The organism is Pelagimonas sp. (genome assembly GCF_058892305.1).
The window spans coordinates 63,327-76,998 of record NZ_JBZXVN010000034.1; the positions used below are offsets into that span (position 1 = coordinate 63,327).

The 13,672-nt window shown below is 56.5% G+C and carries 10 protein-coding genes; 5 read left to right on the forward strand and 5 right to left on the reverse strand.

Annotated features, from left to right (window positions below; all coding sequences use genetic code 11):
• Nucleotides 1-55: 55 nt before the first annotated feature.
• Entirely contained in the window at nt 56-649 is a 594-nt protein-coding gene (locus AC5EFR_RS14695; RefSeq protein WP_493576539.1) for a hypothetical protein, read from the reverse strand.
• Nucleotides 650-754: 105 nt separating this feature from the next.
• Between AC5EFR_RS14695 and AC5EFR_RS14700 the strand changes: the two genes are divergently transcribed.
• A complete protein-coding gene (locus AC5EFR_RS14700) occupies nt 755-1,759 on the forward strand; it encodes a GT-B fold glycosyltransferase domain-containing protein (protein ID WP_493576540.1) in 1,005 nt (334 codons plus the stop codon).
• Nucleotides 1,760-1,906: 147 nt separating this feature from the next.
• On the forward strand, nt 1,907-3,199 hold the full coding sequence (locus AC5EFR_RS14705) for an O-acetylhomoserine aminocarboxypropyltransferase/cysteine synthase family protein (protein WP_493576541.1): 1,293 nt from the start codon (nt 1,907-1,909) through the stop codon (nt 3,197-3,199).
• Between the two features lie 99 nt (nt 3,200-3,298).
• Here AC5EFR_RS14705 and AC5EFR_RS14710 read toward each other — a convergent pair whose 3' ends face one another.
• Complete coding sequence (locus tag AC5EFR_RS14710) at nt 3,299-3,988, reverse strand: SIMPL domain-containing protein (protein ID WP_493576542.1); 690 nt, start codon at nt 3,986-3,988, stop codon at nt 3,299-3,301.
• A 164-nt stretch (nt 3,989-4,152) separates the two neighbouring features.
• Here AC5EFR_RS14710 and AC5EFR_RS14715 point away from each other — a divergent pair, with 164 nt between their 5' ends.
• A complete protein-coding gene (locus AC5EFR_RS14715; protein ID WP_493576543.1) occupies nt 4,153-7,149 on the forward strand; it encodes a hypothetical protein in 2,997 nt (998 codons plus the stop codon).
• Nucleotides 7,150-7,233: 84 nt separating this feature from the next.
• Here AC5EFR_RS14715 and hppD read toward each other — a convergent pair whose 3' ends face one another.
• Nucleotides 7,234-8,331: a 4-hydroxyphenylpyruvate dioxygenase gene (gene hppD / locus AC5EFR_RS14720; RefSeq protein ID WP_493576544.1), complete on the reverse strand. Its 1,098-nt coding sequence runs from the start codon at nt 8,329-8,331 to the stop codon at nt 7,234-7,236.
• A 133-nt stretch (nt 8,332-8,464) separates the two neighbouring features.
• Here hppD and AC5EFR_RS14725 point away from each other — a divergent pair, with 133 nt between their 5' ends.
• A complete protein-coding gene (locus AC5EFR_RS14725; protein WP_493576545.1) occupies nt 8,465-8,926 on the forward strand; it encodes an Lrp/AsnC family transcriptional regulator in 462 nt (153 codons plus the stop codon).
• A 100-nt stretch (nt 8,927-9,026) separates the two neighbouring features.
• Here AC5EFR_RS14725 and AC5EFR_RS14730 read toward each other — a convergent pair whose 3' ends face one another.
• A complete protein-coding gene (locus AC5EFR_RS14730; RefSeq protein ID WP_493576546.1) occupies nt 9,027-11,495 on the reverse strand; it encodes an ATP-dependent helicase in 2,469 nt (822 codons plus the stop codon).
• Nucleotides 11,496-11,582: 87 nt separating this feature from the next.
• Nucleotides 11,583-12,065 (reverse strand): hypothetical protein, encoded by a 483-nt coding sequence (locus AC5EFR_RS14735; RefSeq protein WP_493576547.1) that lies wholly within the window; start codon nt 12,063-12,065, stop codon nt 11,583-11,585.
• Between the two features lie 134 nt (nt 12,066-12,199).
• On the opposite strand from AC5EFR_RS14735, the gene AC5EFR_RS14740 reads away from it, so the two are divergent.
• Entirely contained in the window at nt 12,200-13,336 is a 1,137-nt protein-coding gene (locus tag AC5EFR_RS14740; protein ID WP_493576548.1) for an alpha-hydroxy acid oxidase, read from the forward strand.
• The last annotated feature ends 336 nt before the right edge of the window (nt 13,337-13,672 follow it).

The following is a 13,672-nucleotide window of genomic DNA, read 5'->3' on the forward strand; positions in this document are numbered from 1 at the left end:
TTGATCCAGAATTGGCAAGTTTCTGTGCTTTGGGAAAATCAGAGTGAGCCCGCGTTTAGGGCAACATCACCCCTTTGCGGTTAAATGTGGCGCGATCAATGGTGAGGTCGTCATAGATCAATTCAACCGTGAGCGTTTCAACAGACCCAGCCGGGAATTCCCGATAGGGCAAACCATCTTCGGGCAACATCGCATTTGGGCTGTTGGTATCATCATGACACTTGGGAAGAGGCCATTCCTCAAGCTCATTGTCGTTCACCGCAAACTTCATCGCGACCAAACCACAGCGCCACGACCAAATATGCGTCACATAAACAAGGTCTTGGCCATTGTAATCACGCACCGCAACCCAATTGGCGCGGGTCATATTCATGATCGGTTTGACCTCAAGCGCCGTCGTGAAACGCCCGCTGGCCACTTGCTGCTCTGCCTCATAAGGCAGCACTTCGGGCTCGGCGGCGACTTCGGGTTTTGCGCCAGGCGGAAGTTCCTCTCCACTGCTGCTTCCTGGTGCGGCCGCGGGCGCATCGCCGGTATCAAGGACCAAAGTTTCCGCTGCCGTATCGGCAACAGCGGCAACAGCCGGAGCATCGGCATCACCACCCCCCCCTGCTGCGGTGGCCAAAAAAATCAAAAAAACGTCGAGCATCCTGCTCTCCTGCTTGAATTCAAGGATCAAAGACAGATCAACGCTTTTGGACGCCAAAAATCCTGCCTATAGTGCCCGCAAAAGACAAACACGGGCAGGCACAGCATGGCACGCAAAGCGCGCGCACCTCAAACTGTAAATATTTGCATAGTCGCGCAATCCGGGCGCCTTCAATACGAGGCGGTGCTGTTTGCGGCGTCCTTGAAACGCAATACCCGTTCCAAACGGTTTCGCCTTTTTATCGCGCAACCCCTGCCCGGCCCGCTTTGGCCACATGACCCGCGAATTGCCGACCCGGCCTGTCACGCTTTGCTCGAAGAACTGGGGGCGACATTTGTCTCCTTCGAGAGCCGGCATTTCGGACATGCCTATCCCTATGGCAACAAAATCGAAGCGCTGGCTGCCCTGCCCGAGGGTGAGCCATTCGTTTTCTTTGACACCGATACATTGGTGACGGGCGATCTCGACACCGTGCCATTTGATTTTGACCGGCCCACCGCCTCTATGCGACGCGAAGATACCTGGCCCAAGCTCGAGCTTTATGGGCCGGGCTATAATGAGACGTGGAAATCGCTCTATGATCGCTTTGACCTCGATTTCGCAAGCTCGCTCGATACCAGTTGGCCAGACGAATATTGGCGGCGCTACCTGTATTTCAACGCCGGTTTCTTTTTCTACAAATGCCCCAAAATCTTTGGCGACCTGTTCCTGAAATACGCGCTCGAAATCCGCGACAACGCCCCCCCTGAATTGGTCTGTCAAAGCTTTGATCCCTGGTTGGATCAGGTGGCTTTGCCTTTGGTGATCCATGCATTGGGCGGCGGGCGCGATACCTTGCCCGATGGGATGTTGGATGGCGATGTCACTTGTCACTATCGGCTTTTGCCTTTGCTCTATGCCCGTGAAAGCGATTTGGTGGTCGAAACACTCACCGCGATTGCGACACCGAATAAGGTTAAAAAGGTTCTGAAGGCCTATGATCCGTTCAAACGGATGATTTATCAGAACCGAGGTGACAAAGTGCGCGCCTTGTTTGATCGCGACGATCTGCCCCGCAAGGAACAGGCTATTCGCAACAAAATCAAACGCGAAGGGTTTTGGATGCGATGATCCAGCGGAACGAAAGTTTCACGAGCATCGCCAAAAGCAGAACAAAAGTTCCGATCAGACCGCCAAAACGGTCTTTTTGAGAATGCCCCGTTGCCGCGTGGTCGGCAATCGCATACCCCTTGTCACAACGAATTAAGGGAGAGAACCATGACCGACGCCCCAAATTATGGCTTTGACACGCTGCAAATCCACGCCGGAGCCCGCCCGGACCCGGCCACAGGCGCACGCCAAACACCGATTTATCAGACCACAGCCTATGTGTTTCGTGATGCGGAACACGCGGCCGCGCTGTTTAACCTGCAAGAAGTTGGATACATTTATTCGCGTCTGACCAACCCCACCGTCGCCGTATTGCAAGAACGTGTTGCTACGCTTGAGGGCGGCGTTGGTGCGGTGGCTTGTTCGTCCGGTCATGCGGCGCAAATCATGGCGCTTTTCCCTTTGATGGGTCCCGGTTTGAACGTGGTTGTGTCCACCCGTCTTTACGGTGGTTCGATCACCCAATTCAGCCAGACGATCAAGCGGTTCGGCTGGGAGGCCAAATTCGTTGATTTCGATGATCTCGACGCCGTTGCCGCCGCGATTGACGACAACACTCGTGCGGTTTTCTGTGAATCCATCGCCAATCCGGGCGGTTACATCACCGATCTGGATGCGATTTCCGCCGTTGCGGACAAGGCGGGCTTGCCACTGATCGTCGACAACACATCGGCCACGCCGTACCTGTGTAACCCGATCAAACATGGCGCAACATTGGTCGTGCATTCGCTGACCAAATACCTAACCGGCAACGGCACCGTCACCGGTGGCATCGTCGTGGATAGCGGCCAGTTTGATTGGTCCGCCAGCGACAAGTTCCCATCGCTCAGCGCACCGGAACCCGCTTATCACGGCCTCAAGTTCCACGAAACATTTGGCCCGCTGGCCTTTACCTTCCACGGCATTGCCATCGGTCTGCGCGATCTTGGCATGACGTTGAACCCACAGGCGGCGCATTATACTTTGATGGGCACCGAAACCCTGTCGTTGCGTATGCAGCGCCATGTGGAAAACGCCCAAACCATCGCCAGCTGGCTCGAAGCGCATCCCGCTGTCGAAGAGGTCACCTATGCCGGTCTGCCCTCGTCGCCCTACAATGATCGTGTCGCACGTATCTGTCCCAAAGGGGCCGGTGGCTTGTTCACCGTTGCACTAAAGGGCGGCTATGATTCTTGTATCAAGTTTGTGGATTCACTGGAAATCTTCAGCCATGTGGCCAACTTGGGTGACACCCGTAGCTTGGTGATCCACTCGGCCTCGACAACCCACCGTCAGCTCACACCAGAGCAACAAACTGCCGCTGGTGCCGGGCCAAATGTGGTGCGCATTTCGATAGGCATCGAAGATGCGACCGACTTGATCGCGGATCTGGAACAGGCTCTGGCCAAAGCCGGTGCCTAATCTGGTGCAATAGAAAAGCCGCCTGTCAACTCGGTCAGGCAGCCACATTAACAACGGTAACAACGGTCAGGCGGGGAAATTCCCCGCCTTTCTTTTGGCTTACTTCGCGATTTCAAACACCATGGTCACCCGCGCGGTTGCCTCGATCTCGCCCGCGGCAACCGGCACATCCGCGGCCATCGCCTCCATCACAGGTGCCGAGCGCGCCATAGACGATTGCACCAATGGCTCAGCCGTATCGCGAATGGATTGGACCGCGCCAACCGTCACCCCCGCCGCATCCGCATAAAGCGCGGCCTTGGCCATGGCGTCTTTGATCGCGCGACGGCGGGCTTCGTCTTCTAGTGTTTGAGTGTCCTGAACTCCCCATGACAGGTTCGACAGGCTATTGGCCCCGTCCTGCAAAACCGCACCCAGGACCTCGCTCAGCTGGGACAGGTCACGAACCCGAATCGAGAGCATATTGCTGGCTTCAAATCCTTGGAAAACCTCAATTTCCTTTTCGCGATCCCAACGCGCCATTCGGTTGAGCCGCAGCGAAGACGTTTGGATGTCACGCTCTTCCAGCCCTTGATCGCGTAGCCGGGCAATGACCGCATCCAAAATCTCGGATGTGGCATTCATCGCCGTTATCGGGTCTTTGCCCCGTCCTGTCGCTCCCAAGGACAGTGTCGCCACATCGGGCGCTGTGACGACGCTGGCTTCACCCGAAACGGTGATGGTTGGAACAGTTTCCGCAAAGGCCGGGCTGGTCAAAAGCAGGGCAATGGCAAAGGATAGGACGCGCATGAGGGTCTCCTAGGATAAAACATGTCGGTCATGTTGCGCTGGAACCTGCCGGTTACAAGGGCCAATGCGCGAAGTTTCTTTGCGTCGGCAAACAGTTGCTGTATTATATTCGCATCAGGCAATTAGACTCCCATAGCCAAGGTAAGGCTGGTAAAGACGGCTCCATGGTACCAAATTTTGCACTTTCTCTGTCCTTCGAAGGCATCGCACTGTTGCGCCGCACGGGTGATGTTTGGGCACAAATACAAGAGGTTCCGCTAGATAGCGGCGACCTCGACGCCGCCGTTTTGGGGTTGCGCAATCGCGCCGAAGACCTTGACCCAACCGGTGCCCAAGTCACCTTGATCATCCCCAATGAGCAAATCCGATATCTGGATATTGCTGATCCCGATGGGGATATTGCTGCTCAGGATGTTGCTGCACGGACCGCGCTGGATGGCGCGACCCCCTATGCGGTTGACGATCTGGTCTATGACTATGTGACACGCAATGGCCGATTGTATATCGCCGCCGTAGCCCGTGAAACGTTGGACGAAGCCGAAGGGTTTGCCACGCAAAACGGGTTTGAACCTGTGGCACATACCGCCATCGCCCCCAAGGGGCAGTTCAATGGCGCGGTTTTCTTTGGAGCCAGCAGCAAGTGGAGCGGCCCCGAGCCAACGCGCTTGTCCAAACATATCAAGATTGTCGCGGCGGATGACGCCGCTTTGACACCGGTCGCCTCGGAACCCGAAGTTACAGAAGAGACCGGGCAGGCGACAACCACTGAGCAATCCGCCGAAGCGGTCGCCCATGAAGAAACCGTTGAAGCAAGTGCCAAAGATGACGTTGCGCCGCCTGTCCAAGCGGCACGCCAGCAAGAACTTGACCTGTCCGCACCTGCGGAAACGTCTGACGTTGAACCAGAAACAGGTGTCGAATTTGACGACCCGGCCCCGGCGGATGACCCCGTCGCCCTAGGCGTAGATGCTCCGAAAGAGAGCGTTGTGGATGAGCCTGAGCCTGAGCCTGAGCCTGAGCCTGAGCCTGAGCCTGAGCCTGAGCCTGAGCCTGAGCCTGAAAAATTGGCAAAACCGGCAGCCGAGGCAACACCAGAACCGCAGCCAGAGCCAGCACCGGCTATGTCATTCTCGACCATCCGTGCCAGCAGAGACAGTGCGGATATGCCTGCGGCCCCCAAGGCCAAGCCGTTGGAAACCGACGATCGCCCTGCCGCTCAGGTCAAACCGCGTTTCACACCGGTGGCGACACGGGACTCCACTGTCAAAGACGCAGGCATAACCCAAGCCAATCTAGATACCGATGTTGATCGCCCTGCCCAGGCACCAAGCCCGGCCCCGGTTGTAAAACCGACCAAGGCCGTGCCGACAAAATCGCCGATGCCGGCCCCGACACCGCAAGCCGATGCCGCGCAAGAGACGAACGGAACCGCACCTGCCGCGGCATTGGCCCGTTTGGCCGCCTTACGGGCGCGCTCTGATAAGCCTGTTGAGGATGAGGATCTTCCCAAGATCGCACCTCCCGCTCCGAGCGTCGCGGAAAAAACCAAGGCCGACACGCCCGCCACCAAAAAAACCAAGCCCACAAAAAAAACGTCCAAAGGACGTGGGGCCTTGGCCGGGTTGGCTGCGGCTCGCAAGAGCAAAGCCAAGGGGAATGATGCGCCAGATGCGGCCATTGCATCAACGCCTGCCGCCAAGGTCGACGCCCCGAATGGCGTTTCTGAAACCTCGGGCAAGTCGGCTCTTGGCCGCATTGCCGCTCTGAGATCCAAGCCAAAATCCGAAGACCTTGCCGCAGATCCGGCTTTGGCACAGGCCGCAGCCGCATCTTTGACATCTGAAACCGAACGCGAACGCATGACGGTGTTCGGTGCTCGGAGCCAACCGACCATCGGAGGCAAGCCCCGTTTTCTCGGTCTTTTGCTGACCGCCGGGCTGCTGATCTTTATGGCCGGTGTTGCGGCATGGGCCTCCGTGTTTTTGGATGAAGGTCTAGCCGGCCTTTTCCGTAGCGCTCCCAAAGAGACAGCCGTGGCATCCGCACCTGCTATCGCACCAGAGGTGGTATCCGCATCAGCGGTCCCAGCGGTCCTTCCAACAGCAGATCCGGATGAGAGCAACGCAGATATTCAGTTGGCAGCCTTGGACACCGGACCAACCTCCGATGCGCCGGCACCATTGGCAGTCCCGGTTGTGCCCCAAATGTTGTCCCCCGAGGAAGCCGCAGCAACCTACGCCGCCACTGGCATTTGGCAGCGCGCGCCAGTTGCACCGCATGGGCTTCCAGAGGACGGGGTAGATGACATTTACGTGGCCTCGATCGACCCAAGCGTGCAGGAATCTGATGCTATTGCCCTTCCAGATGCCCTTGGGTTCGCTCAAGAACCCATTTTAGAGCCCCAGCGCCTGCCCCCGCCTGCGGGCCAAGTCTTTGACATGGACGCACGCGGGTTGGTGCGCGCAACCCCCGAAGGGGCCATAAACCCCGATGGTGTCAGGGTTTTTGCAGGCCTTCCACCGGTGACACCGCCGCTGCGTCAGGCCGTTGCCGCGCCTGCTCCGACTGCTGAGGCCCCACAGGTCAACGAAGCCTTGGGTAAATTGCGCCCGCGCCTACGCCCCGACACCCTGGTTGAATCACGAGAACGCGCCGTTCTAAGCGGCATCTCACGATCAGAACTTGCCAAGATTCGCCCGGTCATGCGCCCGAAAACCGCCCAAGAGGCCGCCGTGGCAGAGGAGCCAGAAGCCCCAGCCACCGACCGCGCCGTCGCGGCGTCGCTGACACCGGTCGGGCGCCCCCGTAACATGTCCGCTATTGTAAAGCGCGCGGATCGTGCGGCAGAATCAGCACCTAGCGACCCAATTCAAACAGCCGCCATCGCGCCACGCACGGTCACGCCGGCCGCTCCATCATCGCGCGGTGTTGCCCAATCGGCGACGGTACGTAATGCAATCAATCTTAAGAAAATAAGCTTGATTGGTGTTTACGGCACCCCAGCGGCGCGGCGCGCTTTGGTTCGTCTGCCAAATGGCAAATACAAGAAAGTAAAGGTTGGTGATCGCCTAGACGGTGGCCGTGTCGCCGCCATTGGAGATTCTGAATTGCGCTATACCAAAAGTGGGCGCAACCTGACCCTCAAAATGCCACGCAGCTAACAGCCGACGCGACCAGCCGACGCGACATGTAAAAGCGCCGCCCGATGGGGACGACGCTCGTTTAGGTCACTTCGCAAGCTTGGTTTATTCAGCTGCTGAAAGTTCGCCGCTTTCAATCTGTTCCCGTTCAATCGATTCAAACAGCGCCTTGAAGTTCCCTTCGCCAAAGCCATCATCACCTTTGCGTTGGATGAATTCAAAGAAGATCGGGCCGATCACGGTTTTCGAGAAAATCTGCAGCAAGATTTTTGTCTCGCCACCATCAAGAACACCCTCACCATCAATCAAAATGCCATGTTTCATCATTTTGTCTTTGGGTTCATCGTGGCCCACAACGCGGTCATAAGACAAATCATAATAGGTGGCCGGGGGCCCTGACATAAACGCGATGCCGTTCTCTGCGATCGTATCCGTCGATTGGTAAATGTCTTCGGACCCAACGGCGATATGCTGAATCCCTTCTCCATTGTACTTCTTCAAGTAGGCCACAATCTGACCGGTCTCGCCGCGATCTTCATTGATCGGGATACGAATCCGACCACAGGGCGAAGTCAACGCGCGGCTGAACAGACCGGTAAACTTACCTTCGATATCAAAGAAACGAATTTCCTTGAAATTGAACAATTTACCATAAAACTGAAACCACTTATCCATATTGCCCTTGAACACATTGTGGGTCAGGTGATCGAGGTAGTAGAAGCCAACACCGCGCGGTTTCGATTGGGCTATCCACTCGAATTCGTCGTTATAGGGTGATGTATCATAATACTGGTCGGTGAAATACAACAGGCTGCCACCGATGCCCTTGATCGCAGGCCAATCAACAGTCTTATCATTTGCCTCATAAGGTTCCGCGCCTTGGGCAACCGCGTGATCAAACGCCTTTTGCGCATCCGCGACACGCCATGCCATTGACGGGGCGCACGGGCCATGTTCCTCAACAAATTTCGCGGCAAAGCTGCCTTCTTCGGCGTTGATCACATAGGTGATGTCGCCCTGCTGCCATAGCTCCACCGCCATGGTTTTGTGGTTTGCAACATGCTCATAGCCCATCGACGCAAAGAGATCACGAAGCTCTTGCGGATTGGGATGGGCAAATTCAACAAATTCAAACCCGTCGGTGCCTGCGGGGTTTTCCTCGGTGATCGTCGATTGCGGCGCGTCATGCGGGAACGGTCCCATAGCGTTTCCTCCTGTAAAAGTTCTATAGGCAATGTAGCTTTGTCATCGCGCGCGGATGTCGCATCCTTCGCTAATATCCGACAAATTGCGCGTCAGCCTTGCAAAATTGGATCAAACCACGCACAAATGACGCATGGCATTGGAAGCATCTGACATAAAACTCCTGACTCTCTTGCAAAAAAACGGTCAGGCAACCGCACAAGAGCTGGGTGAGGTGCTTAACCTCTCCCCCTCACAGGCCAGTCGCCGTCGCCAAAGACTAGAAGAAACCGGGGTAATCGAAGGGTACCGCGCCCGTCTCAATCCGGACAAGCTAGGCCTATCCGTCCAAGCCTTTGTGCAAGTGCAATTGGCCAGCCACGGCCCAGAACAAGGCGCGGGGTTTTCCCGCCTGATGCGGACACGGGCGGAAATCACATCGGTTTGGACCATGACCGGTGAGGCCGATTACCTGTTGCGCGTCTGGTGCCCCGACCTTGCCGCGCTAAACCGCCTGATTCACGATGTCTTGCTGGCCCATCCGGTTGTGGCCCGGGTCCATAGCCAAATCGTCATGGACCAACCCAAAGAAGACGCGCCGCTCCCCGTCTATTGATCCAAGCTACGTCTTTCCCCAAATATTCCGGGGTGAATTGGAGCAAGGTTCAAATAGGGGCTGGCCCCTCCGAGGCACCCCCTAGCCGCCATCGGCAATGTCAGAACGGCACATCATCCGCCGCGTCAGCAGGTTTGATAAAGCGCGACACAACCTTTTTGATACCGGCCTTTTCAAATTCGATCTCAACCTTGTCGCCCTCAACACCAATCACCGCACCATAGCCGAATTTCTGGTGAAAAACCCGTTCACCAATCATAAACGCCGCCACCGCCTGCATATCAATGACTGAGGCTTTGCTCTCGCGCGGTTGACTGATCGGGCGTTCCTGACTGCGGGCCTGAAGGCGCTTCCAACCGGGTGAATTATAGCCATCCGCCGCCGCCGCCCGCGATTCCACACTTGATCCCATGCTTGCGGATGGGGCCGCTGCGCCATAGCCGCCGCCATAAAGGCCCGGAGGTGTCAGAACCTCAACATGTTCCTCGGGCAGTTCATCAACAAAACGGGACGGCAACTGGCTTTGCCATTGCCCAAACACCCGCCGGTTGCCGGCAAAGGAAATGGTGCAGACTTCTTCGGCGCGGGTGATGCCGACATAGGCCAGCCGCCGCTCTTCTTCCAAACCTTTGACGCCGCTTTCGTCCATGCTGCGTTGCGAAGGGAACAACCCGTCTTCCCACCCCGGCAAAAACACCGCAGGAAACTCCAAACCTTTGGCACCATGCAGCGTCATGATCGACACCTTGGCCCCGCCATCATCGTTTTCGTTGTCCATGACCAAGGCCACGTGCTCTAAAAACCCTTGCAGGTTTTCAAAGTTCTCCAGTGCCTTGACCAGTTCCTTGAGGTTTTCAAGTCGCCCCGGTGCCTCGGGTGTTTTATCATTCTGCCACATGGCGGTGTAGCCGCTTTCGTCGAGAATGATCTGCGCCAATTCAACATGGCTCACTTCGGTTTTGGTCGGCTGCGGGCTAAGCAAATCGTCAACCACTGCGTCACCATCGGCGGAGATCGTGGCGCGTGTCATCCGCCCCCAGCGCGAAATATTGACCACCAGCTCGGCCAATGCCTTGGCCCCTTTGCCTTTGATCAACCCTTGTTCAACCGCCAAAGCCGCCCCATCCAGCAAGGACACGCCGTTTTCACGCGCCATCCGCTGCATCGTTTGCTGAGCCTTGTCACCAAGGCCGCGTTTGGGCGTGTTCACAATGCGTTCAAAGGCCAGATCATCGTCGGGCGAGGTCACAATGCGGAAATAAGCCATGGCATCGCGGATCTCCATCCGCTCATAAAAGCGCGGGCCGCCGATGACGCGATAGGGCAAACCAATGGTCAAAAACCGGTCTTCAAAGGCTCGCATCTGGTGCGAGGCGCGGACCAAAATTGCCATTTGATCCAAGGAGAATGAGCGTGCCCCACGGGTCCCGCCCCGCATCGCCTCGATCTCTTCGCCGATCCAACGCGCTTCCTCTTCGCCATCCCAATGGCCAATCAGACGGACCTTTTCGCCCTGCTCTTCAGCAGTCCAAAGCTCCTTGCCCAAACGGTTGGAGTTGCCCCGGATCACCCCAGACGCCGCGGCAAGAATATGCGGGGTTGAGCGGTAGTTTTGTTCAAGCCGGACAACATGCGCGCCCTCAAAATCCTTTTCGAACCGCAAAATGTTTCCAACTTCGGCCCCGCGCCAACCATAAATCGACTGATCATCATCCCCAACGCAACAGATATTGCGATGCCCCTGTGCCAACAGCCGCAGCCACAGGTATTGGGCGACGTTGGTATCCTGATATTCGTCCACCATAATGTAGCGGAACCAGTTTTGGTATTTGCGCAAGATATCGGGATGTTGCTGGAAAATCGTGACCATGTGCAAAAGTAAGTCACCAAAATCCACGGCGTTTAGCTCGAGCAAACGGCGCTGGTATTGATCATAAAGCTCGGGCCCGCGATGGTTATAGGCCCCGGCGTCCGCAGATGGGATTTTATCAGGTGTCAGCGCCCGGTTTTTCCACGCATCAATGACAGAGGCCAACTGCCGCGCTGGCCATCGTTTGTCATCGATCCCGGCGGCGCGGATCAGCTGTTTGAGCAAGCGCAGTTGGTCATCAGTGTCCAGAATAGTGAAATTGGATTTCAGATGCACCGAGGGCCGGCCTTCGACAACTCTGTCTTGATCTTCCATCGAAATCAGTTCGGCATGGCGGCGTAGAAGTTTGACACAGATCGAGTGAAACGTTCCGAGCCATGGCATGCCTTCGACGGTTTCACCTAGCATTCGGCCCACACGATTCTTCATCTCGCGCGCGGCTTTGTTGGTAAAGGTGACTGCCAGAATCTCATTTGGCCTTGCCCGGCCAGTGTTGAGCAAATGCACAATCCGCGCCGTCAGCGCTTTGGTCTTGCCGGTTCCGGCCCCGGCCAGCATCAGCACCGGCCCATCCATCGCCTCAACCGCTTGGCGTTGTGCCGGGTTGAGTTCGTCCAAATAAGGCGCCGGGCGCGCCATCATCGCGCGGGCCGACAGCGACACGCCTTCAAAGGCGTCCATGTCATCATAACTGCTCATGACAGTCAGTTTACAGAAGCGGTCTGCCGATGGGAAGCGGTGTTCGCACTATGTTCACAAAACGTAAACGACGCCCAATGGTCCGGTCTAGGCGGCTACGCGATCTGTCATGGCGCGGCTGGAATGGAAGACGGGCGCGTCCTCTCCGGTCTCGGTGCTAAACGCCACACGTGTCAAAAGAGGTTCCGCATCCAGCCCGGAACAAACAGTCTTCTCCGCCAAAGACGCCAGCGCCAGTTTTGCAACCAGATCCGGGTCGACATCTGCACCCAAAACACAGTGCACCGACGGGTAAGCCCTTGGGACTGGGTCAGAATCCCGCTCAACCGTTGGAGTGATAAACAGTGTGACAAGCCGATTGTTGCGCATCTCCGCGAGCCGCAACAACCGCGCGTGATCGGGACCCTTGCGCCCCTTGTCAATCACCAGAACGTCCACCAAAGACCGGCGCATACAGGCCTCAGCCACATGTAGGTTGCTGGTCCCCGTGACCTGCAATCCGGCCTCAAGAAAGGCGATCATAGTTTTGTCTAAACGCGCGACCTGTGTATCGACAACCAAACACTGCATGACGTGCTCCCTCATTTCCACTTGCCGACTCAGTTTTCGTCAAAACCATTTAAAATTGGATGAACCGACACAAAGCCAATTTAAAGACACCCCAAGCACTAGACAGATCGTGGCATCTGTTCACAAATGCCGTCATGGATCTCGACCTGACATACCCCGCCGTGTCCGACCTGCGTCTGCGCGCCCGTCGCCGCATTCCGCATTTCGCCTTTGAATACCTCGATAGCAGCACTGGCGAGGAGCTTCAGGCCAAGCGTAACCGCGATGCGCTAGACGCGGTGCTGTTCATGCCCGACATCCTTAAAGGGCCCATCGAACCGGAATTCGAGACACCCTTTATGGGCCAAACATATGGCCGCCCGTTCGGCATATCTCCGGTGGGCATGGCCGGTGTGATGTGGCCCGGCGCTGAACGCTATTTGGCCAGTTTTGCGCATCAGGCGCGCATTCCCTATGGGTTATCCACCGTCGCGACCCGCCTGCCCGAGGAAATTGGACCGATTGCGGGGGATATGGGGTGGTTCCAACTTTATTGCCCGTCTGATCCGGATATCCGCCGCGATATGCTGCGCCGGGCACGCAACGCCGGGTTTTCGAAATTGATCCTGACCGTCGATGTCCCCGATGACAGCCGCCGCGAACGCCAACGCCGCGCCAAGCTGACCCTGCCTCCGAAAGTTACACCGCAAGTCATTTGGCAGGTTTTGACCCATCCACGATGGGCGCTTGGCACGCTCAAGGTCGGATCGCCCCGTTTGCGATTGCCGGAAAGCTATGTGGACACAACCCAGGCCCGCTCGTCCTTGGCCCACGCCGGACATATCATTCGCGGCGCTCCCGACTGGGACACGCTGGCCGCGTTGCGCGACGAATGGCAGGGAGATTTGATCGTCAAAGGGGTCATGTGCCCAAAGGCCGCTAAAAAATTGGTCACTACTGGGGTAGATGCGATTTGGGTGTCAAACCATACTGCGCGCCAATTCGAACCCGGTCCCGCCGCAATTGGCGCGTTGCCGATCGTCCGACAAGCGGTCGGTACTGAAATGCCGTTGATTTTTGACAGCGGCGTTGCCTCGGGGATGGATGTGCTGCGCGCTCTGGCGCTTGGGGCTGATTTTGTCATGCTCGGCCGCGCTTGGCATTACGCCGTCGCCGCCCTTGGCCAAAAAGGTCCCGCCCATCTCATGCATATTTTGACCGATGACATGAAACTGAACATGGCCCAGCTCGGGGTGCAGCATTTTGATGAATTGGCTGATCGTCTGATCTAGAAATCGCAAATAGGTCTTAAATACTGACCTATGTGCGGTTCATTGCGAATCCAATGAATTTGGAACGAATCCTTTGTGTTCAATCACTTTGCACCAGTTGCAAAGTTTTGAAAAACCTATAGCAAATTTTGCAAATTCACACTTTAGGTCAACACTGGTGACCTAAAAAATGGGCTTTTTCGCTCCATTTCCAGCTTTCTTCATTGCCAATCCGGAATCACCTGCCGATAAAACCGCTGCACTGCGGCACATTCGGACCTAACTCCGGCTGCTCTCGCCAAAACCAAGTTCTTAGGAGCCACTCTTATGACCACCTTCAGCAAGATATTGATAGCG

Bases quoted from the DNA above. Each gene is read 5' to 3' on its own strand.
- AC5EFR_RS14695 (WP_493576539.1), bottom strand. From the start codon at position 649: ATGCTCGACGTTTTTTTGATTTTTTTGGCCACCGCAGCAGGGGGGGGT.
- AC5EFR_RS14700 (WP_493576540.1), top strand. From the start codon at position 755: ATGGCACGCAAAGCGCGCGCACCTCAAACTGTAAATATTTGCATAGTC.
- AC5EFR_RS14705 (WP_493576541.1), top strand. From the start codon at position 1,907: ATGACCGACGCCCCAAATTATGGCTTTGACACGCTGCAAATCCACGCC.
- AC5EFR_RS14710 (WP_493576542.1), bottom strand. From the start codon at position 3,988: ATGCGCGTCCTATCCTTTGCCATTGCCCTGCTTTTGACCAGCCCGGCC.
- AC5EFR_RS14715 (WP_493576543.1), top strand. From the start codon at position 4,153: ATGGTACCAAATTTTGCACTTTCTCTGTCCTTCGAAGGCATCGCACTG.
- hppD (WP_493576544.1), bottom strand. From the start codon at position 8,331: ATGGGACCGTTCCCGCATGACGCGCCGCAATCGACGATCACCGAGGAA.
- AC5EFR_RS14725 (WP_493576545.1), top strand. From the start codon at position 8,465: ATGGCATTGGAAGCATCTGACATAAAACTCCTGACTCTCTTGCAAAAA.
- AC5EFR_RS14730 (WP_493576546.1), bottom strand. From the start codon at position 11,495: ATGAGCAGTTATGATGACATGGACGCCTTTGAAGGCGTGTCGCTGTCG.
- AC5EFR_RS14735 (WP_493576547.1), bottom strand. From the start codon at position 12,065: ATGCAGTGTTTGGTTGTCGATACACAGGTCGCGCGTTTAGACAAAACT.
- AC5EFR_RS14740 (WP_493576548.1), top strand. From the start codon at position 12,200: ATGGATCTCGACCTGACATACCCCGCCGTGTCCGACCTGCGTCTGCGC.